Origin of the sequence: Duganella sp. CF458, assembly GCF_900113115.1 — a bacterium.
GTDB lineage: Bacteria > Pseudomonadota > Gammaproteobacteria > Burkholderiales > Burkholderiaceae_D > Rugamonas.
The window spans coordinates 19,923-41,554 of the sequence record NZ_FOOF01000003.1 but is presented as its reverse complement, the minus strand read 5'-3'; the positions used below and the strand labels follow the sequence as shown (position 1 = coordinate 41,554).

Here is a 21,632-nt window from a genome sequence, read left to right as displayed (position 1 = left end):
CGCGCTATACTGCCGCGCATGAGCGATAAGACCATCCTGATCGTCGAAGACGAACCAGCCATTGCAGACAGTATTGCCTTCGCCCTCGGCAAGGAAGGCTTCATCCCGCACCATGTGATGCTCGGTGAGCAGGCGCTGGCCGCCGCGCGCGACCTGGCGCCGGCGCTGGTCATTCTCGATGTCGGCCTGCCCGACATCAGCGGCCTCGATGTGTGCCGGCGCCTGCGCCAGTTCACCGAGGTGCCGGTGATCTTCCTCACCGCGCGCAGCGACGAGATCGACCGCATCGTCGGCCTGGAAATCGGCGCCGACGATTACGTGACCAAGCCGTTCTCGCCGCGCGAACTGGTGGCGCGCGTGCGCGTGATCCTGCGCCGTGCCGGCAATGGCGCGGCGCCGGCCGCCCCGGCCGTGCCGCATGCCGCACCAGCCGCCGCGCGCACACCGGCCTTCGAGCTGCGCGCCGCCGAAGCGCGCATCCTGTTCGCCGGCCAGCCGCTCGACCTGACCCGCTACGAATACCTGCTGCTGAAAACCCTGGTCGAACACCCGGGCCACGTGCTGTCGCGCGCCCAGCTGATGGACCGCGTCTGGTGCGACGCCCCTGAAACGCTGGACCGCACGGTGGACGCCCACGTGAAGTCCCTGCGCGCCAAGCTGCGCGCCATCGACGACAACGCCGACCCGATCCAGACCCATCGCGGTATGGGCTACAGCCTGCAGCCGGGCGCATGAAGATCGGCCTGCGCATCCTGCTCGGCTACTTCCTGATTGTCGGCCTGGCAGCCTGGTTCCTGCTCAACGTTTTCGTGCAGGAAGTCAAACCCGGCGCCCGTTCCACGCTGGAAGCGGCCATGAACGACACCGCGCAGTTGCTGGCCCAGGTGGTGGCCGACGATGTGAAGGAGGGCGCTTCCGATCCGGTCCTGCTGGCAAAGATCGCCGCCGCCAGCCGCAACACCGATTACCGCATCACCATCACCGACGCCGAAGGCATCGTGCGCTTCGACTCGGCCGGCAAGTCCGTCGGCAAGGACTATTCGCGCTGGAACGACGTCTACCTCACGCTGCGCGGCCAGTACGGCGCCCGCATGACCAGCGAGGTGCCGCGCGATTACAGCAGCCTGGGAATGTACGTTGCCGCACCAGTGCGCGACGGCGACCGCACCATTGGCGTGCTGACGATCTCCAAGCCCATCTCCAGTGTGCAAGGATTCATCGAGCGCAGCCAGCGCAAGATCCTCAAATGGGGCATTGTGCTGCTTGGCCTGTCGCTGCTGATTGGCGTGGCCATCACCTGGCGCATGGCCAGCACGGTCAACAAATTGATGGTCTTCGTCGAAGCCGTGCAGGCCGGCCGCAAAGCCGTCATGCCCAAGCTGGGCAGCAGCGAGATCAGCACCCTCGGCCACGCGCTGGAAGCCATGCGCGCCAAGCTGGAAGGCAAGGATTACGTCGAGACCCTGATGCACACGCTGACGCATGAATTGAAAAGCCCGATCGCCGCCATTCAGGCTGCCGCCGAACTGCTGGAGGAAGACATGCCGCCCGAGCAGCGCCGCCAGTTCCTGTCCACCATCCAGGCCCAGAATGCCCGCCAGCGCGACCTGATCGACAAGCTGCTGGCACTGGTGCGGGTGGAGAAGCAGCAGCGCATCGACGACGCCGCCCCGCTCGACGTCGCCGGCCTGCTGCAAGACGTGGCCGGCGACTTCCAGGCCCGCCTCGCTGCGTGTTCGCTGCAGCTCAATGTAGATGCGCCGTCGCAACTGCAGCTCCTGGGTGATCGCCTATTGCTACGTCAGGCGCTCGGCAATCTGCTCGACAATGCAATCAGCTTTTCCCCGCGCGGCAGCTGCATCGCCATGTTCGCGCGCGGCGACGGCGACATGCTGGAGATCGTGGTCGCCGATAACGGTCCCGGCATTCCAGACTACGCGGTCGAACGCGTATTCGAACGCTTCTACTCGCTGCCGCGTCCGGATGCGCCAAAGAGTACTGGCCTCGGGCTGCCTTTCGTGCGCGAAGTGGTAACGCTGCATGGTGGCACAACGCAGGTTGCTAATGGGCTCGGCACCGGTTGTCGAGCCATAGTGCGGCTACCACAAAAGTCGTAAATGCCAGGGCATTTTATTGCCGATCATTCGATCGGACATTATTTTTAACAATCTTGATTCATGGAAGCGCTTGATGAGGTGTTCGGGAATTGGCCTTTTGGTGGCCGCGGTGTTGTTGCCGGGTTGTGCCTCGTTTTATCAGCAGCCGGGCGAGGGCGAAAAATCGGCGCAGCTGTCGGTGCGCATCCCGCCAGAGACAGGAAATTTCTTAAGCAGGAATAAATCGCGCCTAGTAGATGTTTCCGGTTTCGCCGATGCGCAGTGCACCCCCGGAACCGGCAATGGCCGGGTGGTTAACTTGGGCAACATGTTGGGCGTCAGTAAGAACGCAAGAGTTGCTGCCGACCGCCGTCTATACCTCCAGATCTTCCGGATAGAAACCACCTATAAGACTTTGAATGGTGCGCAAAATACGTTGAATGCTTTGCTAAAAGTCCCGGGAGGAAAAATACTCGAAATGGAGGCGGTTACCGAGCGATGTATCCGGGTCATGAGCTTTATCCCCGAAGCGGGTAAGTCATACGCAATGCAGGTGGAGGGGACTGTGAGTGAGTGCGTGGTGTCGCTGGCGGACGTTAGTACCGATCAGGCGCCGCCCGACCTGCAAGCGCACGAGCTCGAGGGAGCTTGCATACCAAGCCGTTGAGCGCTCTTCACGCAGAACGCATCACCAGCGCATAAACACTCCCTACACTGGCGCAACCTAAACAACAAGAAGCGCCAAATCATGCAAAAAAGACTCCTGCTTAAAGTCCTCATCATCGGCTTGCTGATGCTGCTGCTCGGCGTGCCGCTGGCCATGATCCAATCCACCATCAGCGAACGCATTGCTTACCGCGACGAGGCGGCGCGCAGCATCGCCAACGACTCGGTGGGCGAGCAGCATATTTATGGGCCGGTGCTGGTCATGCCGTACAGCGAGGTGTACACCGTGGAGGAGAAGGACAAGGACGGCAAGCCGGAAACGAAGCGCTACCGCAAGCAATCGCAGCATCTGGTGTTCCCCAACCAGTTGGAAGTGTTGTCCAACCTCGGCACCGAGCGCCGCCACCGCGGCATCCACCAGGTGCTGATGTTCAATGGCGCGCACAAGATCAACGGTGACTTCGTCGTGCCGGCGATGGCCGAGCTGCCGCACACTGAAACCGGATCGCAGATCACGCCGGAACGTCCCTACATCGCGCTGGCTGTGGCCGACGTGCGCGGCGTGCGCGATATCCCGCGCCTGGTTTGGGGGGCGCGCAGTGTCGAATTCGAGCAAGGTTCCGGCTTGCGTTCTTCGCGCCAGGGCTTGCACGCCACGCTGTCGATGGAAGATGCCGCGGCGGGCCAGGTCAAATTCAGTTTCAACCTGAACCTGGCGGGCATGAACAGCCAGGCCTTCGTACCGCTGGCACGCAATAACCGCTTCGTCATGTCGTCGGCCTGGCCGCACCCGCAGTTCAGCGGCCGCTTCCTGCCGGAGCAATACAGTCTCGATGACAAAGGCTTCCAGGCCGTGTGGCGCATCTCCTCGCTGGCCAGCGAAGCCCAGGCGCAGCTGCGCCTGCGCGAACAGTCCACCGGGCAGGGTGAAAATGCCTTGCCGGCGCTGGATACCATCGAGGCCGCCTTCATCGAGCCGGTGAACCTGTACTCGATGGCCGACCGCGCCACCAAGTATGGCCTGCTGTTCGTGGCGCTGACTTTCGCCGCCTTCTTCCTGTTCGAGGTGATGAAGCGACTGCCGATCCACCCGGTGCAATACCTGCTGGTGGGACTGGCCCTGGCGCTGTTCTTCCTGCTGCTGGTCAGCCTGTCCGAGCATTACGACTTCGTCGCGTCCTACCTTGCTGCCAGCGCTGCTTGCATCGTCCTGATCGGCTATTACCTGGCGCATGTGCTGCATGACTGGAAGCGCGGCCTGGGTTTCGGCGGCGCCCTGTGTGCCTTGTACGGCATCTTGTTCGGCCTGCTCAATTCGGAGAACAACGCCTTGATGCTGGGCGCCATCCTGTTGTTCGCTGTGCTGGCCGCCATCATGGTCGCCACGCGCAAGGTGGACTGGTACAACCTGAATAATTCGGCGCCCATGCCGGCGGAGCAAGCGTGATGCTGCCGGGCGGACTGCTGGCGCCATCGCTTGCAGAGGGTGCGCAACTGGTGCTGTTGTCCGGCTATACGGCCGGCCAGCCTGCCGGTCCGGTGCGGGTGGTGCTGGACCAGCGCGGCGCGCGTGTCGTGCTGGTGTTGGCCAGTTATGAGACGGTGGCGTGGCAGCTTGACGTGCGGCCCGGTACCCGGCTGGTCGCGGTAATCGTCAGTGCCTACCGCGAGGTCGCCGTGGCCGGACATGGTGCCGCGCCGGCCTATCGCCTGGCGTTGCCTTGTGCGCCGGCCCCCGGCAGCACTGCCTACCACGACCTGATGCAGATTCTGCGGGCAAGGCTGGGGCGCGGCCAGCCCGATGTCTTCCGCGGCTATGCCTGTCTGCCGGAGCAGGTGGCGATTGCCGCGTGCGGGTTAGCGGCGGCTGCAGCGGCGCAGCCACAGCCAGGCATACAGCAAGAGGTTCACGCCCAGTACGACGCCCGCCAATCCGTACTGTACGGCAGGCGTCAAGCCGGCAGGGTAGAGCGCGGGCAGCAGGTAATGCGCGATGAATCCATCCGCATAGCCTTGCTGGCCTGCGCGCGCGCGTAAGTTGTTTTCCAGGTAGGTGAGCGGGCAGATGGCGCCCGTCAACTCGATGCAGATGGCCCATACTGCTGCCGGCAAATGGATGCGCACCAGGCGCGGCCAGCGCAGCGCCAGGATCGCGCCGAACAGCGCGAACAGGACGAAAGCCAGATGCAATAGCAGCACTGCATCGGCACCTAGGCGAAATAGCATGGCTGCATTTTACGCCCGCACCACGGACGAGCCCGTGTCTCATTTGGGGTGTGACCCCATGGTGGGACACGGGCTCGGCTGTCTCGGCTGTCTCGGCTCTATTACGGGCGGCTGAAGCTCCATTGCTGGTTGCTGCCGTTGCTCAGCGTCCATTGGATGATCTGCGCGTTCTCGGCGGTGCTCTTGTTTTGCACGTCCATCACGTAGCCGCTCAGCAGGTTTTTCACCGTGTACCAGCCGCTCGACGGACTGGCGAAGCTCCAGTGCTGGCCGTTGCCGGCCCAGTACGACCATTGCGCGAGATTGGTGCCGGCGGTGGTGGAGTTTTGCCAGTTGTCGAGGCTGAGCAGGCTGCCGGCGTTGATGATGCTGTATTGGCCATCGCCGTGGCCGACCACATACCATTGCTGGTGCTTGCCGCCGCTATAGGTTTGCTGCTGCACCATGGCGCCGTTGCTGGTGGCGGCGTTGGCGACCGCCAGTGCCTTGCCGCTCAGGCGCGACTTGATCACGTAGGGGCCGTCGCTCAGGCCGCCGCAGCCGGCGAAGTTGCTGAAGTTGCGCGTCAGCGATGGCCAGCCGCCGCTGTAGGTCATGCGCAGGATGTCGAGCTTGGCATTGCCGCTGTCGTTCAGGTCGTAGTAGTGGATGGAGGTGAAATGGCAGCCATCCTGCTGCAGCACGCCGATGTGGCCCGGGCCCTTGTACTTGCCGTCGACATTGGGCAGCACGGTGCGGGTGCCGGAGTAGGGGCCGGTAATACTGGTGGCGCGCTGCACTTCGACGTAGTAGGTGCTGTTGACGCCTTTGCAGCAGGCGCCGCGGTTGACGAACAGGTAGTAGTAGCCGCCGTCGCGGGTGATATACGGCGCTTCGATGTCCTGGCCGTTGCCGCCCCAGATCTTGCTGACGTTGCCGGCCAGCTTGCCGGTCGTCTGGTTGATCTCCGCTACGCCGATGCCGCCGAAGAAGGAGCCGTAGCTCATATACACCTTGCCGTCATGGTCGCGGTACAGGGCGGGGTCGATGGCATTGATCTCGCTGCTGCCGCCAAACGATTCGACCACGATGCCAAGATCGGTCCAGGCCGGGTTCTTCAGCGAGGCCGAGCGTGCCACGCCGATCGCCGAACTGGCGGTGCCGAAGGTGGAGACCGAGTAGTAGATGTAGTAATAGCCGTTCATGTGGATCACGTCCGGCGCCCAGAACGACCCGCTGAAGTTGGGGATCTTGTTGGTGATCCAGCTTGGATAGCTGCTGAACACCGGCCCGGGGCCGCCCTGCCAGGTGCTCAGGTCGGTCGAGGTGGAATACCAGATCCCGGTGCCGGTGGTGAAGTTGAAATAAGTGTCGCCGTCCTTGGTGATGGTGCCCGGGTCGTGGGCATTTTGCAGCCCGGCGAGGTTGATGGCCTGCGCCGCCAGGGCGTGCAGGCACAGGCAGAGTACTGCCAGCAGTTTTTTCATCAGGTCTCCTTGGTGGTTATAGGGCGCAATGGCCCATCACCACCTTAGGAGTACGCGCTGCCGGGCACCAATGAGTTTTTCAGGCGCTGCGATACCGTTTCCGGCATGTCCCCAACAAGCCGAGGCCGGCCGCCAGCATGCCCCAGCCAGCCGGTTCCGGCACCGGCGAGGGCGGGATGGCGCTGACCGACAGGTTGGTACTCCACAGCAGTTGCTGGTTGCTGCCGGTGGTGTTGGTCCAGCTCAGGGCAAAGTTGTCGGTATAGCCATCCGGAGCGTCGGCCAGGCGGGTGCTGCGGCCATAATCGTTGCCGCAAGCGCCCGGCGTCAGGTCAAGGCAGATCCCAACCAGCCCGGTGGCGAAGGCTTGGCCGCTGGTGCTGTTCTCGAACTCCAGCGCGACCTGGCCGCTGACGGTGATGCTGGCGCCCGGTGCCAGGTAGACATAGGTGTTGGTCCACAAGTCGGTATTGCCCCAACGCCAGGGGGCGTCGCTATCGACCATCGACACCGCCAGCTCGCCGCCGCCGCCCAGGGCATTCCAGCTGCCGTGGGTCAGCGATCCGCCGTGGGTGGCGGTGCTGGCCAGCGCTGCCCAGCTATCGTGGTGGCGGTCGTAGCGGGCAATCTCGGCGTCATTGCTGACATTGATAATGCGCGACGCCATTTCCCAGGAGCTGGGCTGGAACGCGACATTGCCGCTGGTCTGGATCTGCAGCTGATCCAGGCTCAGGGTGGCGCCGACCATGCCGGCGCGGGCGGGGGACATGGCCAGCAGAGCGGCCAGGACAGCAGGAATTGCCAATTTAACCATGCTTACCTCCTTGCGCGAAGTGGGCAATCTTAACTGTGAGTTAATCCACGGCGGCGCCCGCTTGCCGGGCGGCCAAAACATCTGACATACCTCGTACAAAGCTGTTGCGTCAAGGGGCAATTGGCGGTACACTAGCCGGCTTCGGTATGGGTTCGTCTTTTTTATGGCCCGTATCTTTTTTTGTAGTTAAACAAAGCCCCGCCCAATCGTAGGTGGGAATGGAGAAAAAATGAGCCTTGGCCTCCTCGGTCGCAAGGTTGGTATGATGCGCATCTTCACCGATGACGGGGATTCGATCCCAGTCACCGTGGTCGACGTGTCGAACAACCGTGTTGCGCAAATCAAAACTCCTGAAGTGGATGGTTATTCCGCTGTTCAGGTTGTCTTCGGTCAGCGTCGCGCATCCCGCGTGACTAAAGCTGCTGCCGGTCACTACGCTAAAGCAGGTGTTGAAGCTGGTTCCTTTATCAAGGAATTCCGCGTTGACGCAGCTAAAGCATCCGAACTGAAAGCCGGTGAAGTTATCGCCGCTTCCCTGTTCGAAGTCGGTCAGAAGATCGACGTGCAAGGCGTGTCGATTGGTAAGGGCTATGCCGGTACCATCAAGCGTCACAACTTCGCTTCGGGTCGTCAAACCCACGGTAACTCCCGTTCGCACAACGTACCAGGCTCGATCGGTATGGCGCAGGATCCAGGCCGTGTGTTCCCAGGTAAGCGCATGACCGGTCACATGGGCGACGTCACCGTCACCACCCAGAACCTGGAAATTGCTCGTATCGACGCTGATCGCCAGCTGCTGCTGGTAAAAGGTGCAGTGCCAGGCGCGAAAAACGGCCAGGTTGTTGTATCGCCAGCTGTTAAAGTTAAAGCAAAGAAGGGAGCTTAATCGATGGAACTCAAGCTCTTGAACGCGCAAGGTCAAGCCGCCTCTAACGTTGCCGCCGCAGACACCGTCTTCGGCCGTGACTACAACGAAGCGCTGATCCACCAAGTCGTCGTTGCCTACGCTGCCAACGCACGTAGCGGCAACCGCAAGCAAAAAGACCGTGAAGAAGTCCACCACACGACCAAGAAGCCATGGCGCCAAAAAGGTACCGGCCGTGCTCGTGCTGGTATGTCCTCGTCGCCACTGTGGCGCGGCGGTGGTCGCATCTTCCCGAACTCGCCTGACGAGAACTTCACCCATAAAGTGAACAAGAAGATGTATCGCGCAGGTATCTGCTCGATCCTGTCCCAGCTGGCTCGCGAAGAGCGCCTGGTCGTGATCGAAGATATCGCAATCGACGCTCCTAAGACCAAGCTGCTGTCGCAAAAGCTGACCGCAATGGGCCTGGACTCGGTTCTGATCGTTACCGACACCATCCAGGAAAACCTGGAACTGGCTTCCCGCAACCTGCCGAACGTGCTGGTTGTCGAGCCGCGTCACGCTGACCCAATGTCCCTGGTCTTCTACAAGAAGGTCCTGGTCACCAAGGCAGCTCTGGCACAGATTGAGGAGATGCTGGCATGAGCGCAGTTATCAAACACAGCGAAGAGCGCCTGATGAAGGTGCTGCTGGCTCCGGTCATTTCCGAAAAAGCCACCATGGTTGCGGAAAAGAACGAACAGATCGTGTTCCTGGTGTCCAAGGATGCGACCAAGCCAGAAATCAAGGCCGCCGTTGAACTGCTGTTCAAGGTTGAAGTGGAATCGGTGCAGACCGTGAACCGCGAAGGTAAGGTCAAGCGTTCCGGCCGTTTCGTCGGTCGCCGCAACCACACCAAGCGTGCTTTCGTGTGCCTGAAGCCAGGCCAGGAAATCAATTTCACCGAGGAGGCTAAATAATGGCACTCGTTAAGATGAAGCCAACCTCCCCAGGCCGTCGCGGCATGGTGAAGGTTGTGAACAGCGACCTGTACAAAGGTCGTCCGTTCGCCGCCCTGCTGGAAAAGAAGTCGAAGACTGCTGGCCGTAACAACAACGGTCACATCACCACCCGCCACATCGGCGGTGGCCACAAGCAGCACTACCGTATTGTGGACTTCAAGCGCAACAAGGATGGCATTCCTGCGAAAGTGGAACGTATCGAATACGATCCAAACCGTACCGCACACATCGCCCTGCTGTGCTACGCCGACGGCGAGCGCAAGTACATCATCGCCCCGAAAGGCGTGAGTGTCGGCGACACCCTGCTGAACGGTTCGGAAGCGCCGATCAAGGCCGGTAACTGCCTGCCAATCCGTAACATCCCAGTCGGCACCAACATCCACTGCGTGGAAATGCTGCCAGGTAAAGGTGCCCAGATGGCCCGTACCGCTGGTGCTGTTGTGGTCCTGATGGCCCGTGAAGGTACCTACGCCCAGGTTCGCCTGCGCTCCGGCGAAGTGCGCCGCGTGCACATCGAGTGCCGCGCCACCATCGGCGAAGTCGGCAATGCTGAGCACAGCCTGCGCAAGATCGGTAAAGCCGGTGCGATGCGTTGGCGCGGTGTTCGCCCAACCGTCCGCGGTGTGGTCATGAACCCGATCGACCACCCGCACGGTGGTGGTGAAGGCCGTACCGCAGCTGGTCGTCATCCAGTGTCCCCATGGGGCCAGCAGACCAAGGGTAAGAAGACCCGCTCCAACAAGCGTACTTCTTCGATGATCGTCTCTCGCCGCGGCAAGAAATAAGGATAAACCATGACTCGTTCATTGAAAAAAGGGCCGTTCTGCGACGCCCACCTGGTGAAAAAAGTCGAGACCGCGCAAGCGACCAAAGACAAAAAGCCAATCAAAACCTGGTCCCGTCGCTCGACGATCATGCCTGACTTCATCGGTCTGACCATTGCCGTGCACAACGGCAAGGTCCACGTGCCTGTGTACGTGTCCGAAAACATGGTTGGTCACAAGCTCGGCGAATTCGCGCTGACCCGTACCTTCAAGGGCCACGCTGCTGACAAAAAGGCTAAGAAATAATGGAAACCAAAGCTATCCTCAAAGGCGTGCGCCTGTCGGATCAAAAGGGTCGCCTGATCGCTGACCTGATCCGCGGCAAGAAGGTTGACGCTGCGCTCAACATTCTGCAGTTCAGCCCTAAGAAAGGCGCGTTCATCGTCAAGAAAGTGCTGGAGTCCGCTATTGCGAACGCCGAGCACAACGACGGTGCCGACATCGACGAACTGGTCGTCAAGACCATTTACGTCGAAAAGGGCCCAGTCCTGAAGCGCTTCACTGCACGCGCTAAAGGTCGTGGCGACCGTATCTCGAAACAATCCTGTCACATTTACGTGACTGTCGGTAACTAAGGAGCTGCGATGGGTCAGAAAATTCATCCAACCGGTTTCCGTCTGGCGGTCACCCGTAACTGGGCATCTCGCTGGTACGCAACCAACGGTAACTTCGCTTCGATGCTGAACGAAGACCTGAAGGCACGTGCTTTCCTGAAGAAGAAGCTGAAAAACGCTTCCGTCGGCCGCATCGTGATCGAGCGTCCTGCCAAGAACGCACGCTTCACCGTGTACAGCTCGCGTCCAGGCGTCGTGATCGGCAAGAAGGGCGAAGACATCGAAGTGCTGAAGTCCGCCCTGACCAAGATCATGGGCGTGCCGGTGCACGTGAACATCGAAGAAATCCGTAAGCCGGAAATCGACGCGCAGCTGATCGCTGACTCGATCTCCCAGCAGCTGGAAAAGCGTATTATGTTCCGCCGCGCCATGAAGCGCGCCATGCAGAACGCAATGCGCCTGGGCGCCCAGGGCATCAAGATCATGTCCTCCGGTCGTCTGAACGGCATCGAGATCGCCCGTACCGAATGGTATCGCGAAGGCCGCGTGCCTCTGCATACCCTGAAGGCGGACATCGACTACGGTACCTCCGAAGCTTCCACCACCTACGGCATCATCGGTGTCAAGGTGTGGGTGTACAAGGGTGACCGCTCCGCCACCGGCGAAGCACCAGTCATCGACACCCCGGCTGAAGAGAAGAAGCCACGTGGCCCGCGCCGCGACGACGGTAAGCCAGCTGGCCGCCGTCCAGCTCCAGGCGCCAAAGCCCCAGCCGCCCGCCGCGCTGCCAAGCCGGCTGCAGCTGACAAAGCAGGAGAATAAGCATGCTGCAACCAAGCCGCAGGAAATATCGTAAAGAGCAGAAAGGCCGCAACACCGGCATTTCGCACTCCACCGGCACTAACGTGTCGTTCGGTGAGTTCGGCCTGAAGGCCGTGGCTCGTGGCCGTATCACTGCACGTCAGATCGAGTCCGCTCGTCGTGCAATGACCCGTCACATCAAACGTGGTGGCCGTATCTGGATCCGTGTGTTCCCAGACAAGCCGATCTCCAACAAGCCTGCCGAAGTCCGTATGGGTAACGGTAAAGGTAACCCGGAGTACTACGTTGCCGAAATCCGTCCAGGCAAAGTCCTGTACGAAATGGATGGCGTTGGCGAAGAACTGGCACGCGAAGCGTTCCGTCTGGCTGCTGCTAAACTGCCTCTGGCTACCACCTTCGTGGTGCGCCAGGTTGGCCAATAATTGGAGTGAAATATGAAAGCATCTGAACTCCGTGGCAAAGACCAGGCTGCACTGCAGAAAGAACTGAACGACCTGCTGAAGGCGCAGTTCGGTCTGCGCATGCAAGCTGCTACCCAGCAGCTGGGCAACAGCTCGCAGCTGAAGAAGGTCCGCCGCGACATCGCCCGTGTGAAAACGGTAATGAACTCGAAGGAAGCGAAATGACCGAACAAGTTAAGCTGAAGCGTACTCTGATCGGTAAAGTCGTGTCCGACAAGATGGACAAGACCGTTACCGTTCTGATCGAACGTCACGTCAAGCACCCTCTGTATGGCAAGATCATCGTGCGTAGCGCCAAGTACCACGCGCACGACGAGACCAACCAGGTCAAAGCCGGTGACACGGTCGAGATCGTGGAAGGTCGTCCGATCTCCAAAACGAAGGCGTGGACGGTGACCCGTGTAGTGCAAGCTGCACAAATCGTCTAAGTAAGTTGCCAGCCGGGAGCGTGAGTTCCCGGCCACAATTTAATTAGTTCTTGCAGGCCCGCAGGTTTTATGTGATACTTGCGGGCTTCGTCCATGTATCCGCCGCAAAGTTTCTCTCCGCAGACGCGATAGCGGTCAGTACTTGTATGAAGATCAAGCACCCAATCAGCCATTTTGGCTGGCGGGACCAAGACTGACCGATGTCCGCATTGTGTGGATTCTTCGGCTTAAGTTGGGAAAGAGATAACTATGATTCAAACTGAAAGCCGGCTCGAAGTGGCCGACAACACCGGTGCCAAGGAAGTCATGTGCATCAAGGTGTTGGGCGGTTCCAAGCGCCGTTACGCTGGCATCGGCGACGTGATCAAAGTCACCGTTAAGGTGGCTCAGCCTCGCGGCCGTGTCAAAAAAGGTGAAATTTATAACGCCGTGGTAGTGCGCACCGCTAAGGGTGTGCGTCGCCAGGACGGTTCGCTGGTGAAGTTCGACGGCAATGCTGCTGTCCTGCTGAACAACAAGCTGGAACCGATCGGTACCCGTATCTTTGGCCCAGTGACGCGTGAACTGCGCACTGAGAAGTTCATGAAGATCGTGTCCCTGGCACCGGAAGTCCTGTAAGGAGTCAGACAATGGATAAGATTCGCAAAAACGACGAAGTCATCGTCCTGACTGGTAAGGACAAGGGCAAACGCGGCGTAGTGACCCAGCGTGTAGACGCTGAGCACGTCGTGGTGGACGGCGTTAACGTGGCTAAAAAAGCCGTTAAGCCGAACCCGATGACTGGTGTTCAAGGTGGCATCGTTGACAAGACCATGCCTATTCACGTGTCCAACGTTGCTCTGTTCAACGCTGCGACCGGTAAGGCAGATCGCGTAGGCTTCAAGGAAGTGGACGGTAAAAAAGTCCGCGTCTTCAAGTCCTCCGGCGAAGTAGTGAAAGGGTAATCAGAAATGGCCCGTCTGCAACAACTGTACAAAGACAAGATCGTCGCTGAGTTGACCGGTAAATTCGGTTACACCTCCGTGATGGAAGTGCCGCGCCTGACCAAGATCACCCTGAACATGGGTCTCTCGGAAGCCGTGGCTGACAAGAAAATCATCGAGCACGCTGTTGGCGACCTGACCAAGATCGCCGGCCAGAAGCCAGTCATCACCAAGGCCCGTAAGGCTATCGCAGGTTTCAAGATCCGCGAAGGCTACCCGATCGGTACCATGGTGACCCTGCGCGGCGCCCGCATGTATGAATTCCTGGACCGTCTGATCACCGTGGCCCTGCCGCGCGTGCGTGACTTCCGTGGTGTGTCTGGCAAATCCTTCGATGGCCGTGGTAACTACAACATCGGCGTGAAAGAACAGATCATCTTCCCGGAAATCGAGTACGACAAGATCGACGCACTGCGTGGTATGAACATTTCGATCACCACCACCGCGAAGACCGACGACGAAGCCAAAGCGCTGCTCGCCGCCTTTAAATTCCCGTTCAGGAACTAAACGATCATGGCAAAACTCGCACTGATTAACCGTGAACAGAAGCGTGCTGACCTGGTGGCGAAATTCGCCGCCAAGCGCGCCGCTCTGAAGGCCATCATTGATGACCAGACCAAGTCGGAAGAAGAGCGTTACGAAGCGCGCCTGAAACTGCAGGCACTGCCGCGTAACTCGGCTCCAACCCGTCAGCGTAACCGCTGCCAGGTCACCGGTCGCCCACGTGGCACCTTCCGTAAATTCGGCCTGGGTCGTATCAAGCTCCGTGAATTCGCCATGCGTGGCGAAATCCCGGGTATGACCAAAGCCAGCTGGTAATAGGAGAATAAGCAATGAGTATGAGCGATCCTATCGCCGATATGCTGACCCGTATTCGCAACGCACAAACCGTGCAAAAGACCTCCGTGGCAATGCCATCGTCGAAGGTTAAAGTTGCGATTGCCAACGTCCTGAAAGACGAGGGTTACATTGAAGATTTCGCCGTGTCCACCAACGAGGGCAAGACGGAACTGAAAATCGGTTTGAAATATTATGTAGGCCGTCCTGTGATCGAGCGTCTGGAACGTGTTTCGCGTCCAGGCCTGCGTATCTACAAGGGCAAAGATGAGATCCCAACCGTGATGAACGGCCTGGGCGTGGCTATCGTGTCGACCCCGCAAGGCGTCATGACCGATCGCAAGGCGCGCGCTACCGGTGTTGGTGGCGAAGTCATCTGCTACGTGGCTTAAGGAGTAACACAATGTCTCGTGTAGCTAAAATGCCGATCGTTGTGCCTGCTGGCGCCGAAGTTGCCATCTCCGCACAAGCGATCACCGTCAAGGGCCCGCTGGGCACCCTGACCCAGAGCCTGAACGGCCTGGTTAAAGTTGAAAACAACGCTGGTACCCTGTCCTTCGACGTGGTCAATGACAGCCGTGAATCGAACGCCATGTCCGGCACCCTGCGTGCCCTGGTGAACAACATGGTGGTGGGCGTCACCAAGGGCTTCGAGAAGAAGCTGTCCCTGGTCGGCGTGGGCTACAAAGCCCAGGCTCAAGGCGACAAGCTGAATCTGTCCCTGGGCTTCTCGCACCCAGTGGTTCACGACATGCCTGCCGGCGTCAAGGTGGCAACCCCGACCCCAACCGAGATCATCATCTCTGGCGTTGATCGCCAAAAGGTTGGCCAGGTGGCTGCCGAAGTGCGTGCTTACCGCTCCCCTGAGCCTTACAAGGGCAAGGGTGTCCGCTATGTGGACGAAGTGGTTAAGCTCAAAGAAACCAAGAAGAAGTAATTAGGGGCTGACGATGGACAAAAAAGAATCTCGTCTGCGCCGCGGACGTCAAACTCGCATCAAGATCGCGCAACTGAAAGTGAACCGCCTGTCGGTGCACCGCACTAACCTGCACATTTACGCGAACCTGATCAGCCCAGACGCCAAAGTTCTGGTTTCGGCCTCGACCGTGGAAGCGGAAGTTCGCGCCGAGCTGGCTGGCAAGTCGGGCAAGGGTGGCAACGCCGCCGCTGCCGCACTGGTCGGCAAGCGTGTCGCAGAAAAAGCACTGAAAGCGGGCATCACCGAAGTCGCCTTCGACCGCTCCGGTTTCCGTTACCACGGCCGCATCAAGGCGCTGGCTGAAGCCGCGCGTGAAGCTGGCCTGAAGTTCTAAGGGTACGATCATGGCAAAAATGCAAGCAAAAATGGCATCCGATAAGCCGGATGATGGCATGCGCGAAAAAATGATCGCGATCAACCGCGTGACCAAAGTGGTCAAGGGTGGTCGCATCATGGGCTTCGCCGCGCTGACCGTGGTTGGTGACGGCGATGGCCGCATCGGCATGGGCAAGGGCAAGTCGAAGGAAGTTCCGGTCGGTGTGCAGAAGGCAATGGAAGAAGCCCGTCGCAACCTGATCAAGGTTCCTCTGAAGAACGGCACCCTGCAGCACACCGTCACCGGCCGCCACGGCGCGTCGAAAGTGATGATGTCGCCAGCCAAGCCAGGTACCGGCGTGATCGCAGGTGGCGCTATGCGCGCTATCTTCGATGTGATGGGTGTGACCGACGTGGTGGCGAAATCCACCGGCTCGAACAACCCGTACAACCTGGTGCGCGCCACCCTGGACGGCCTGGCCAAAATGAGCACTCCAGCTGACATCGCCGCCAAGCGCGGCAAGTCGGTTGAAGAGATCCTGGGTTAATAGGGAGCACTTCAATGAGCACTATCAAAGTCAAACTGGTGAAGGGCCTGATCGGCACCCGTCAAGACCACCGCGCCACCGTGCGTGGCCTGGGCCTGCGTCGTGTGAACTCTGTCAGCGAACTGCAGGACACTCCTGCTGTGCGCGGCATGATCAACAAGGTCGCCTACCTCGTTAAAGTCGTTTCCTAAGCGACCCTTAGGAACTGGAGAAAACAATGCAACTGAATACCATTCAACCAGCAGAAGGCGCGAAGCACGCTAAGCGCCGCGTTGGCCGCGGTATCGGCTCCGGCCTGGGTAAAACCGCAGGTCGCGGCCACAAAGGTCAGAAATCGCGTTCGGGCGGCTTCCATAAAGTCGGCTTCGAAGGCGGTCAAATGCCTCTGCAGCGTCGTCTGCCTAAGCGTGGCTTCAAATCCCTGAATGCCACTTTCAAGGCTGAAGTGCGTCTGTCCGACCTGAACGCCCTGGCTGTCGGTGAAGTCGACATCCTGGTGCTGAAACAGGCCGGCGTGCTGAATGTTCTGGCACGCGACGTACGCGTTATCGCTTCCGGCGAAATCACCAAAGCAGTGACCGTAAAAGGCCTGAAAGTGACCGCTGGCGCGAAAGCAGCCATCGAAGCAGCTGGCGGCTCGGTAGCCTGAGCCGGCTAGCTTAATCGGAGCGAAAATTGGCAACAAACCAACAGCTTGCTAAATCCGCCGCCGCCGGCTTCCCTTGGAACCGGCTGTGGTTTTTGCTGGGCGCTCTGGTGGTGTACCGTATCGGTGCACACATCCCTGTGCCGGGTGTTAACCCGGTAGAGCTGGCACGGTTGTTTGAATCGCAGCAGAACGGCATCCTGGGCATGTTCAACATGTTCTCGGGTGGCGCGCTGTCGCGTTTCACGATCTTTGCCCTGGGCATTACTCCATACATTTCGGCCTCGATCATCATGCAACTGGTGTCGATCGTGTCGCCGACCATGGAGGCGCTGAAAAAAGAAGGTGAAGCGGGGCGTCGCAAGATTACCCAGTACACCCGTTATGCAACTGTCGGTCTGGCACTGTTCCAGGCGTTCGGCATCGCGGTCGCGCTGGAATCCCAGCCTGGCCTGGTGATCGACCCTGGCATGGCCTTCCGCTTCGTCACCGTGGTGACGCTGCTGACCGGCACCATGTTCGTGATGTGGTTGGGCGAGCAGATTACCGAGCGCGGTCTTGGTAACGGCATCTCGATCATCATCTTCGCCGGTATCGCGGCTGGTCTGCCGAGTGCCTTGGGTGGCTTGTTCACCCAGGTCAGCAACAACCAGATCAACGCGTTCTCGGGGATCCTCATCGTGGTCCTGGTGGCAGCTGTCACCTATGCCGTGGTGTTCGTCGAACGTGGCCAGCGCAAGATCCTGGTCAACTATGCCAAACGTCAGGTCGGTAACAAGATCTACGGTGGGCAGACCAGCCACCTGCCGCTCAAGCTCAATATGGCAGGCGTAATTCCGCCGATCTTCGCTTCGTCGATTATCTTGTTCCCGGCTACCATCGTGGACTGGTTTTCGAAAGGTGCGGACAACAGCAACCCTGTTGTGCGCTTCCTGAAAGATCTGGCTGCGTCGATGGCTCCTGGTGAGCCAATCCATGCACTGCTGTACGCCGTGGCAATCATTTTCTTCTGCTTCTTCTACACCGCACTGGTGTTCAACAGCAAGGAAACTGCGGACAACTTGAAGAAGAGCGGGGCCTTTGTGCCAGGGATTCGTCCCGGTGAGCAGACAGCCCGTTACATCGACAAGATCCTGATGCGATTGACCCTGGCGGGCGCCGTGTACATCACCGCCGTGTGCTTGCTGCCGGAGTTCATGCAAGCCCAGTGGAAGGTGTCGTTCTATTTTGGTGGTACTTCGCTGTTGATTATTGTAGTTGTGACCATGGACTTCATGGCCCAAGTGCAAAACTATGTGATGTCGCAGCAATATGAATCGCTGCTGCGCAAAGCTAACTTCAAGGGCGGGCTTCCGACACGATAAATGGCAAAAGACGACGTAATTCAGATGCAGGGCGAGATCCTGGAGAACTTGCCCAATGCAACTTTTCGGGTAAAGCTGGAAAACGGCCACGTGGTACTCGGCCACATTTCGGGTAAAATGCGTATGAACTACATCCGCATTCTCCCTGGCGACAAAGTCACGGTTGAATTGACGCCGTACGACCTGAGCCGGGCCCGTATTGTGTTCCGGACAAAGTAATTAATTAAGCAATTTCGAACATAAGAGAGTGCAATCATGAAAGTTAACGCTTCAGTTAAGCGCATCTGCCGCAACTGCAAGATCATCAAGCGCAAGGGCGTGGTCCGCGTAATCTGCGTGGAAGCTCGTCACAAGCAGCGTCAAGGTTAATTCGAGGGAATAACGAATGGCACGTATTGCAGGGGTTAACATCCCAAACCATAAGCACACCGTTATCGGCCTGACCGAGATCTACGGTATCGGCCGTCCTCGTTCGCAGTTCATCTGCGCACAAGCCGGCGTTGCAACCAACAAGAAGGTCAAGGACCTGGACGACAGCGAACTCGAGAAGCTGCGTGAAGAAATCGGCAAGTTCATCGTGGAAGGCGACCTGCGCCGCGAACTGTCGATGAACATCAAGCGTCTGATGGACCTGGGCTGCTACCGTGGTCTGCGTCACCGTAAGGGCCTGCCGGTCCGCGGTCAGCGCACCCGCACCAATGCACGTACCCGCAAGGGCCCGCGCAAAGCCGCTCAATCGCTGAAGAAATAATCTAGGAAACTACTATGGCTAAGCAACAAAGCTCCGCAGCAGCCGCTCGCGTACGCAAGAAAGTCAAGAAGAACGTCGCGGAAGGTATCGCACACGTTCACGCTTCCTTCAACAACACCATCATCACCATCACCGACCGCCAGGGCAACGCTCTGTCGTGGGCGACCTCCGGTGGTGCTGGCTTCAAGGGTTCGCGTAAGTCGACCCCGTTCGCAGCGCAGGTTGCTGCTGAAGCCGCTGGTAAAGTTGCGCAGGAATGCGGCGTGAAGAACCTGGAAGTTCGCATCAAGGGCCCTGGTCCTGGCCGCGAATCCGCTGTGCGCGCACTGAACAACCTGGGCATCAAGATCACCGAAATCCAGGACGTGACCCCAGTGCCGCACAACGGCTGCCGTCCTCCTAAGCGTCGTCGTATCTAAGTCAGTCTGACATGGGCCGGTCCGGTGTGGGCCGGCCACCGTCTTCTGCCATCAAAATCGCTGGAACAGTGAACCGGAAACGGTTATACTGTCCGGCTATTTTTGCCTTTCCGCGCCGCTTTTTATGGCCGGGTTGGCAATGTTGAGCCACCGCCTGCGTTGAAAGTGAACCAGGCTAGCGCCTAACCGCATCCCGATGCGGCTGGGGCGTCATTTACATCATTAAGGAAAATACCGTGGCACGTTATATCGGACCAAAAGCAAAACTGTCCCGCCGTGAAGGCACCGACCTGTTCCTGAAGAGCGCACGCCGCTCCCTGGATTCCAAGTGCAAACTGGACGTCAAGCCAGGCCAGCACGGCGTGAAATCCGGCGCCCGCACCTCCGACTACGGCAACCAGCTGCGCGAAAAGCAGAAGGTCAAGCGTATGTACGGCGTGCTGGAACGCCAGTTCCGCCGCTACTTCGCCGAAGCTGAGCGCCGCAAGGGCCCAACCGGCGAAACCCTGCTGTCCCTGCTGGAATCGCGCCTGGACAACGTTGCCTACCGCATGGGCTTCGGCTCGACCCGCGCTGAAGCGCGTCAGCTGGTGTCCCACAAAGCGTTCACCGTGAACGGCCAAGTGGTGAACATCCCTTCGTTCAACGTGAAGACCGGCGACGTGATCGCTGTGCGCGAAAAATCGAAGAAGCAGACCCGTATCGTTGAAGCGCTGTCGCTGGCTGAACAAGTTGGCATGCCAGCTTGGGTGTCGGTTGACTCCAAGAAAATGGAAGGCACCTTCAAGTCCCTGCCAGAGCGCAACGAAATCGCTGCTGACGTCAACGAATCGCTGATCGTCGAACTGTATTCCCGTTAATCACGGGTGCTGCACCAAGGCGGGACTGGCTCCCGCCTTTTCCATTTAATGCCATCAGCCTTATCGGTGTAACGAGCCGAGGGTAATGAAAAGGACATTTACATGCAAAATAGCTTGTTGAAACCACGTATTATCGATGTTGAAGCCCTGGGCCACGGTCACGCCAAAGTCGTGATGGAGCCATTCGAGCGCGGCTACGGCCACACTCTGGGCAACGCGCTGCGCCGCGTGCTGCTGTCTTCGATGACCGGCTTTGCGCCGACCGAAGTCACCATCGCCGGTGTCGTTCACGAGTACTCCTCGCTGGACGGCGTGCAGGAAGACGTGGTGGACCTGCTGCTGAACCTGAAGGGTGTCGTGTTCAAGGTGCACAACCGTGACTCCGTGACCCTGACCCTGAAGAAGGAAGGCGAAGGCCCGGTGATGGCGTCGGACATCGACCTGCCACACGACGTGGAACTGATCAACCCGGACCACGTGATCGCCAACCTGACCGCTGGCGGCAAGCTGGACATGCAGATCAAGGTCGAAAAAGGCCGCGGCTACGTTCCTGGCAACGTGCGTCGCCTGTCGGAAGACACCAACAAGACCATCGGCCGCATCATCCTGGACGCGTCGTTCTCGCCTGTGCGCCGTGTTTCCTACGCTGTCGAATCGGCGCGTGTGGAACAGCGTACCGACCTGGACAAGCTGATCATCAACATTGAAACCAATGGCGTGATCACCCCGGAAGAAGCGATCCGTCAATCGGCACGCGTGCTGGTCGACCAGCTGAACGTGTTTGCTGCCCTGGAAGGCACCGAAACCACCGCTGAAGCGCCATCGCGCGCGCCAATGGTCGATCCGATCCTGCTGCGTCCAGTGGACGACCTGGAACTGACCGTGCGTTCGGCCAACTGCCTGAAAGCAGAAAACATCTACTACATCGGCGACCTGATCCAGCGTACCGAAAACGAGCTGCTGAAGACCCCGAACCTGGGCCGCAAGTCGCTCAACGAAATCAAGGAAGTGCTGGCTTCGCGCGGCCTGACCTTGGGCATGAAACTCGAGAACTGGCCGCCGGCCGGCCTGGAGAAGTAATCGCAGTACCACCCGTCGCGCTGTGCGGCGGGTGCATATAAACCATAACCGGACCGCGCCACGGCTTGCCACGGCGATCGAAGATCTCGGATTTAAACAACATCGAAAGGAAGTACCATGCGTCACCGTAACGGCCTCCGTAAACTGAACCGTACCTCGTCCCACCGTCTGGCAATGCTGCGCAACATGACTGTTTCGCTGCTGCGTCACGAAGCGATCAAGACCACCCTGCCAAAGGCCAAGGAACTGCGTCGCGTCGTGGAACCAATCCTGACCCTGGGCAAGACCGACACCCTGGCCAACAAGCGCCTGGCTTTCTCCCGTCTGCGCGACCGCGAGATGGTTCTGAAGCTGTTCGCTGAACTGGGCCCACGCTACGCAAACCGCAACGGCGGCTACCTGCGTATCCTGAAAATGGGTTTCCGTCATGGCGACAACGCTCCAATGGCTTTCATCGAGCTGCTGGACCGTCCGGAAGTCAGCTCCGCTGACGAGGCACCAACCGCTGAGTAATCTCGGACAGGTTTATTGAAAAGCCGGGCCTTGCCCGGCTTTTTTTATTTCCAGCTGCCAGTCGCTTAAAGCAGCGTTAAGCCGCCCGGTGTACCATTGGCGTGCCCGATCGAT

General features: G+C 59.2%; 35 protein-coding genes. 32 read left to right on the top strand and 3 right to left on the bottom strand.

All coding sequences use genetic code 11. The features are described 5' to 3' along the window. Window positions 1-18 precede the first annotated feature (18 nt). From creB to creD, 4 genes are all read left to right on the top strand, one after another. A complete protein-coding gene (gene creB, locus BM269_RS05430; RefSeq protein ID WP_090436017.1) occupies window positions 19-735 on the top strand; it encodes a two-component system response regulator CreB in 717 nt (238 codons plus the stop codon). Next, window positions 732-2,117, top strand: coding sequence for a two-component system sensor histidine kinase CreC (gene creC, locus BM269_RS05425; protein ID WP_090436016.1), 1,386 nt, complete (start codon window positions 732-734; stop codon window positions 2,115-2,117). Before creB ends, creC begins: the two co-directional genes overlap by 4 nt. 16 nt (window positions 2,118-2,133) lie before the next feature. Continuing rightward, window positions 2,134-2,763, top strand: a complete 630-nt coding sequence (locus BM269_RS05420; protein WP_139232672.1) for a hypothetical protein — start codon at window positions 2,134-2,136, stop codon at window positions 2,761-2,763. Window positions 2,764-2,844: 81 nt separating this feature from the next. Beyond that, window positions 2,845-4,209 (top strand): cell envelope integrity protein CreD, encoded by a 1,365-nt coding sequence (creD, locus tag BM269_RS05415; RefSeq protein ID WP_090436014.1) that lies wholly within the window; start codon window positions 2,845-2,847, stop codon window positions 4,207-4,209. A gap of 410 nt (window positions 4,210-4,619) precedes the next feature. Here creD and BM269_RS05410 read toward each other — a convergent pair whose 3' ends face one another. The 3 genes from BM269_RS05410 to BM269_RS05400 all read right to left on the bottom strand — a co-directional run bounded on the left by BM269_RS05410 (window position 4,620) and on the right by BM269_RS05400 (window position 7,268). Continuing rightward, window positions 4,620-4,988, bottom strand: coding sequence for a DUF2784 domain-containing protein (locus tag BM269_RS05410; protein ID WP_090436013.1), 369 nt, complete (start codon window positions 4,986-4,988; stop codon window positions 4,620-4,622). 101 nt (window positions 4,989-5,089) lie between these two features. After that, the gene (locus BM269_RS05405) at window positions 5,090-6,454 is read right to left on the bottom strand and encodes a family 43 glycosylhydrolase (RefSeq protein ID WP_229204510.1); all 1,365 of its coding nucleotides are present in this window, start codon (window positions 6,452-6,454) and stop codon (window positions 5,090-5,092) included. A gap of 79 nt (window positions 6,455-6,533) precedes the next feature. Then, the gene (locus BM269_RS05400) at window positions 6,534-7,268 is read right to left on the bottom strand and encodes a PEP-CTERM sorting domain-containing protein (RefSeq protein WP_170860290.1); all 735 of its coding nucleotides are present in this window, start codon (window positions 7,266-7,268) and stop codon (window positions 6,534-6,536) included. Between the two features lie 229 nt (window positions 7,269-7,497). On the opposite strand from BM269_RS05400, the gene rplC reads away from it, so the two are divergent. The 28 genes from rplC to rplQ all read left to right on the top strand — a co-directional run bounded on the left by rplC (window position 7,498) and on the right by rplQ (window position 21,518). Further along, a complete protein-coding gene (gene rplC, locus BM269_RS05395; RefSeq protein WP_090436010.1) occupies window positions 7,498-8,154 on the top strand; it encodes a 50S ribosomal protein L3 in 657 nt (218 codons plus the stop codon). A gap of 3 nt (window positions 8,155-8,157) precedes the next feature. Next, complete coding sequence (rplD, locus tag BM269_RS05390) at window positions 8,158-8,778, top strand: 50S ribosomal protein L4 (protein WP_090436009.1); 621 nt, start codon at window positions 8,158-8,160, stop codon at window positions 8,776-8,778. Then, window positions 8,775-9,092, top strand: coding sequence for a 50S ribosomal protein L23 (gene rplW, locus BM269_RS05385; RefSeq protein WP_028101665.1), 318 nt, complete (start codon window positions 8,775-8,777; stop codon window positions 9,090-9,092). The genes rplD and rplW overlap by 4 nt, the downstream gene beginning before the upstream one ends. Next, complete coding sequence (gene rplB / locus BM269_RS05380) at window positions 9,092-9,919, top strand: 50S ribosomal protein L2 (RefSeq protein WP_028101664.1); 828 nt, start codon at window positions 9,092-9,094, stop codon at window positions 9,917-9,919. Before rplW ends, rplB begins: the two co-directional genes overlap by 1 nt. Window positions 9,920-9,928: 9 nt before the next feature. Then, window positions 9,929-10,204, top strand: a complete 276-nt coding sequence (gene rpsS, locus BM269_RS05375; protein WP_055937623.1) for a 30S ribosomal protein S19 — start codon at window positions 9,929-9,931, stop codon at window positions 10,202-10,204. Continuing rightward, on the top strand, window positions 10,201-10,533 hold the full coding sequence (rplV, locus tag BM269_RS05370) for a 50S ribosomal protein L22 (protein WP_170860297.1): 333 nt from the start codon (window positions 10,201-10,203) through the stop codon (window positions 10,531-10,533). Before rpsS ends, rplV begins: the two co-directional genes overlap by 4 nt. A gap of 9 nt (window positions 10,534-10,542) precedes the next feature. Beyond that, the gene (rpsC, locus tag BM269_RS05365; RefSeq protein WP_057264738.1) at window positions 10,543-11,334 is read left to right on the top strand and encodes a 30S ribosomal protein S3; all 792 of its coding nucleotides are present in this window, start codon (window positions 10,543-10,545) and stop codon (window positions 11,332-11,334) included. A gap of 2 nt (window positions 11,335-11,336) precedes the next feature. Then, on the top strand, window positions 11,337-11,756 hold the full coding sequence (gene rplP / locus BM269_RS05360) for a 50S ribosomal protein L16 (protein WP_028101660.1): 420 nt from the start codon (window positions 11,337-11,339) through the stop codon (window positions 11,754-11,756). Between the two features lie 12 nt (window positions 11,757-11,768). Then, window positions 11,769-11,960 (top strand): 50S ribosomal protein L29, encoded by a 192-nt coding sequence (rpmC, locus tag BM269_RS05355; protein WP_028101659.1) that lies wholly within the window; start codon window positions 11,769-11,771, stop codon window positions 11,958-11,960. Next, on the top strand, window positions 11,957-12,223 hold the full coding sequence (rpsQ, locus tag BM269_RS05350; RefSeq protein WP_055937633.1) for a 30S ribosomal protein S17: 267 nt from the start codon (window positions 11,957-11,959) through the stop codon (window positions 12,221-12,223). The genes rpmC and rpsQ overlap by 4 nt, the downstream gene beginning before the upstream one ends. 249 nt (window positions 12,224-12,472) lie before the next feature. Beyond that, the gene (gene rplN / locus BM269_RS05345; protein WP_028101657.1) at window positions 12,473-12,841 is read left to right on the top strand and encodes a 50S ribosomal protein L14; all 369 of its coding nucleotides are present in this window, start codon (window positions 12,473-12,475) and stop codon (window positions 12,839-12,841) included. An 11-nt stretch (window positions 12,842-12,852) separates the two neighbouring features. Then, a complete protein-coding gene (rplX, locus tag BM269_RS05340) occupies window positions 12,853-13,167 on the top strand; it encodes a 50S ribosomal protein L24 (RefSeq protein WP_055937637.1) in 315 nt (104 codons plus the stop codon). Between the two features lie 6 nt (window positions 13,168-13,173). Continuing rightward, on the top strand, window positions 13,174-13,713 hold the full coding sequence (gene rplE / locus BM269_RS05335; RefSeq protein ID WP_090436008.1) for a 50S ribosomal protein L5: 540 nt from the start codon (window positions 13,174-13,176) through the stop codon (window positions 13,711-13,713). A gap of 6 nt (window positions 13,714-13,719) precedes the next feature. Next, window positions 13,720-14,025 (top strand): 30S ribosomal protein S14, encoded by a 306-nt coding sequence (gene rpsN, locus BM269_RS05330; protein WP_055937643.1) that lies wholly within the window; start codon window positions 13,720-13,722, stop codon window positions 14,023-14,025. 14 nt (window positions 14,026-14,039) lie between these two features. Beyond that, complete coding sequence (gene rpsH, locus BM269_RS05325) at window positions 14,040-14,435, top strand: 30S ribosomal protein S8 (RefSeq protein ID WP_090436007.1); 396 nt, start codon at window positions 14,040-14,042, stop codon at window positions 14,433-14,435. A gap of 11 nt (window positions 14,436-14,446) precedes the next feature. Continuing rightward, on the top strand, window positions 14,447-14,980 hold the full coding sequence (gene rplF / locus BM269_RS05320) for a 50S ribosomal protein L6 (protein ID WP_055937648.1): 534 nt from the start codon (window positions 14,447-14,449) through the stop codon (window positions 14,978-14,980). Between the two features lie 13 nt (window positions 14,981-14,993). Continuing rightward, window positions 14,994-15,356, top strand: coding sequence for a 50S ribosomal protein L18 (rplR, locus tag BM269_RS05315; protein ID WP_028101651.1), 363 nt, complete (start codon window positions 14,994-14,996; stop codon window positions 15,354-15,356). Between the two features lie 10 nt (window positions 15,357-15,366). After that, window positions 15,367-15,885 (top strand): 30S ribosomal protein S5, encoded by a 519-nt coding sequence (gene rpsE, locus BM269_RS05310; RefSeq protein WP_055937650.1) that lies wholly within the window; start codon window positions 15,367-15,369, stop codon window positions 15,883-15,885. 14 nt (window positions 15,886-15,899) lie between these two features. After that, window positions 15,900-16,076, top strand: coding sequence for a 50S ribosomal protein L30 (gene rpmD / locus BM269_RS05305; protein ID WP_035373423.1), 177 nt, complete (start codon window positions 15,900-15,902; stop codon window positions 16,074-16,076). 26 nt (window positions 16,077-16,102) lie between these two features. Beyond that, window positions 16,103-16,534, top strand: a complete 432-nt coding sequence (gene rplO, locus BM269_RS05300) for a 50S ribosomal protein L15 (RefSeq protein WP_028101648.1) — start codon at window positions 16,103-16,105, stop codon at window positions 16,532-16,534. 26 nt (window positions 16,535-16,560) lie between these two features. Beyond that, complete coding sequence (secY, locus tag BM269_RS05295; protein ID WP_090436006.1) at window positions 16,561-17,895, top strand: preprotein translocase subunit SecY; 1,335 nt, start codon at window positions 16,561-16,563, stop codon at window positions 17,893-17,895. Continuing rightward, entirely contained in the window at window positions 17,896-18,114 is a 219-nt protein-coding gene (gene infA / locus BM269_RS05290) for a translation initiation factor IF-1 (protein WP_005663428.1), read from the top strand. It begins immediately after the preceding gene. 36 nt (window positions 18,115-18,150) lie between these two features. Continuing rightward, on the top strand, window positions 18,151-18,264 hold the full coding sequence (gene rpmJ / locus BM269_RS05285) for a 50S ribosomal protein L36 (protein WP_082507582.1): 114 nt from the start codon (window positions 18,151-18,153) through the stop codon (window positions 18,262-18,264). 16 nt (window positions 18,265-18,280) lie between these two features. Then, window positions 18,281-18,646, top strand: a complete 366-nt coding sequence (rpsM, locus tag BM269_RS05280; protein ID WP_028101646.1) for a 30S ribosomal protein S13 — start codon at window positions 18,281-18,283, stop codon at window positions 18,644-18,646. Window positions 18,647-18,660: 14 nt separating this feature from the next. Beyond that, window positions 18,661-19,065: a 30S ribosomal protein S11 gene (rpsK, locus tag BM269_RS05275; RefSeq protein ID WP_028101645.1), complete on the top strand. Its 405-nt coding sequence runs from the start codon at window positions 18,661-18,663 to the stop codon at window positions 19,063-19,065. Window positions 19,066-19,301: 236 nt separating this feature from the next. Next, complete coding sequence (gene rpsD / locus BM269_RS05270; RefSeq protein ID WP_057264728.1) at window positions 19,302-19,925, top strand: 30S ribosomal protein S4; 624 nt, start codon at window positions 19,302-19,304, stop codon at window positions 19,923-19,925. 102 nt (window positions 19,926-20,027) lie between these two features. Next, window positions 20,028-21,005, top strand: a complete 978-nt coding sequence (locus BM269_RS05265; RefSeq protein WP_057264726.1) for a DNA-directed RNA polymerase subunit alpha — start codon at window positions 20,028-20,030, stop codon at window positions 21,003-21,005. 117 nt (window positions 21,006-21,122) lie between these two features. Continuing rightward, a complete protein-coding gene (gene rplQ, locus BM269_RS05260; protein ID WP_090436005.1) occupies window positions 21,123-21,518 on the top strand; it encodes a 50S ribosomal protein L17 in 396 nt (131 codons plus the stop codon). The last annotated feature ends 114 nt before the right edge of the window (window positions 21,519-21,632 follow it).

Excerpts from the sequence above, each read along its gene's own strand:
- rpmD (WP_035373423.1), top strand. The coding sequence starts at position 15,900 with ATGAGCACTATCAAAGTCAAACTGGTGAAGGGCCTGATCGGCACCCGT.
- creB (WP_090436017.1), top strand. The coding sequence starts at position 19 with ATGAGCGATAAGACCATCCTGATCGTCGAAGACGAACCAGCCATTGCA.
- rpsQ (WP_055937633.1), top strand. The coding sequence starts at position 11,957 with ATGACCGAACAAGTTAAGCTGAAGCGTACTCTGATCGGTAAAGTCGTG.
- rpsM (WP_028101646.1), top strand. The coding sequence starts at position 18,281 with ATGGCACGTATTGCAGGGGTTAACATCCCAAACCATAAGCACACCGTT.
- rpsK (WP_028101645.1), top strand. The coding sequence starts at position 18,661 with ATGGCTAAGCAACAAAGCTCCGCAGCAGCCGCTCGCGTACGCAAGAAA.
- BM269_RS05265 (WP_057264726.1), top strand. The coding sequence starts at position 20,028 with ATGCAAAATAGCTTGTTGAAACCACGTATTATCGATGTTGAAGCCCTG.
- rplQ (WP_090436005.1), top strand. The coding sequence starts at position 21,123 with ATGCGTCACCGTAACGGCCTCCGTAAACTGAACCGTACCTCGTCCCAC.
- rpsS (WP_055937623.1), top strand. The coding sequence starts at position 9,929 with ATGACTCGTTCATTGAAAAAAGGGCCGTTCTGCGACGCCCACCTGGTG.
- BM269_RS05400 (WP_170860290.1), bottom strand. The coding sequence starts at position 7,268 with ATGGTTAAATTGGCAATTCCTGCTGTCCTGGCCGCTCTGCTGGCCATG.
- rpsH (WP_090436007.1), top strand. The coding sequence starts at position 14,040 with ATGAGTATGAGCGATCCTATCGCCGATATGCTGACCCGTATTCGCAAC.
- infA (WP_005663428.1), top strand. The coding sequence starts at position 17,896 with ATGGCAAAAGACGACGTAATTCAGATGCAGGGCGAGATCCTGGAGAAC.
- rplN (WP_028101657.1), top strand. The coding sequence starts at position 12,473 with ATGATTCAAACTGAAAGCCGGCTCGAAGTGGCCGACAACACCGGTGCC.
- rplX (WP_055937637.1), top strand. The coding sequence starts at position 12,853 with ATGGATAAGATTCGCAAAAACGACGAAGTCATCGTCCTGACTGGTAAG.
- rplB (WP_028101664.1), top strand. The coding sequence starts at position 9,092 with ATGGCACTCGTTAAGATGAAGCCAACCTCCCCAGGCCGTCGCGGCATG.
- rplD (WP_090436009.1), top strand. The coding sequence starts at position 8,158 with ATGGAACTCAAGCTCTTGAACGCGCAAGGTCAAGCCGCCTCTAACGTT.
- rpsE (WP_055937650.1), top strand. The coding sequence starts at position 15,367 with ATGGCAAAAATGCAAGCAAAAATGGCATCCGATAAGCCGGATGATGGC.
- rplE (WP_090436008.1), top strand. The coding sequence starts at position 13,174 with ATGGCCCGTCTGCAACAACTGTACAAAGACAAGATCGTCGCTGAGTTG.
- rplO (WP_028101648.1), top strand. The coding sequence starts at position 16,103 with ATGCAACTGAATACCATTCAACCAGCAGAAGGCGCGAAGCACGCTAAG.
- rpsN (WP_055937643.1), top strand. The coding sequence starts at position 13,720 with ATGGCAAAACTCGCACTGATTAACCGTGAACAGAAGCGTGCTGACCTG.
- rplC (WP_090436010.1), top strand. The coding sequence starts at position 7,498 with ATGAGCCTTGGCCTCCTCGGTCGCAAGGTTGGTATGATGCGCATCTTC.
- rpsC (WP_057264738.1), top strand. The coding sequence starts at position 10,543 with ATGGGTCAGAAAATTCATCCAACCGGTTTCCGTCTGGCGGTCACCCGT.
- rpmJ (WP_082507582.1), top strand. The coding sequence starts at position 18,151 with ATGAAAGTTAACGCTTCAGTTAAGCGCATCTGCCGCAACTGCAAGATC.
- rplW (WP_028101665.1), top strand. The coding sequence starts at position 8,775 with ATGAGCGCAGTTATCAAACACAGCGAAGAGCGCCTGATGAAGGTGCTG.
- creC (WP_090436016.1), top strand. The coding sequence starts at position 732 with ATGAAGATCGGCCTGCGCATCCTGCTCGGCTACTTCCTGATTGTCGGC.
- BM269_RS05410 (WP_090436013.1), bottom strand. The coding sequence starts at position 4,988 with ATGCTATTTCGCCTAGGTGCCGATGCAGTGCTGCTATTGCATCTGGCT.
- rplP (WP_028101660.1), top strand. The coding sequence starts at position 11,337 with ATGCTGCAACCAAGCCGCAGGAAATATCGTAAAGAGCAGAAAGGCCGC.
- rplR (WP_028101651.1), top strand. The coding sequence starts at position 14,994 with ATGGACAAAAAAGAATCTCGTCTGCGCCGCGGACGTCAAACTCGCATC.
- BM269_RS05405 (WP_229204510.1), bottom strand. The coding sequence starts at position 6,454 with ATGAAAAAACTGCTGGCAGTACTCTGCCTGTGCCTGCACGCCCTGGCG.
- rpmC (WP_028101659.1), top strand. The coding sequence starts at position 11,769 with ATGAAAGCATCTGAACTCCGTGGCAAAGACCAGGCTGCACTGCAGAAA.
- creD (WP_090436014.1), top strand. The coding sequence starts at position 2,845 with ATGCAAAAAAGACTCCTGCTTAAAGTCCTCATCATCGGCTTGCTGATG.
- rplF (WP_055937648.1), top strand. The coding sequence starts at position 14,447 with ATGTCTCGTGTAGCTAAAATGCCGATCGTTGTGCCTGCTGGCGCCGAA.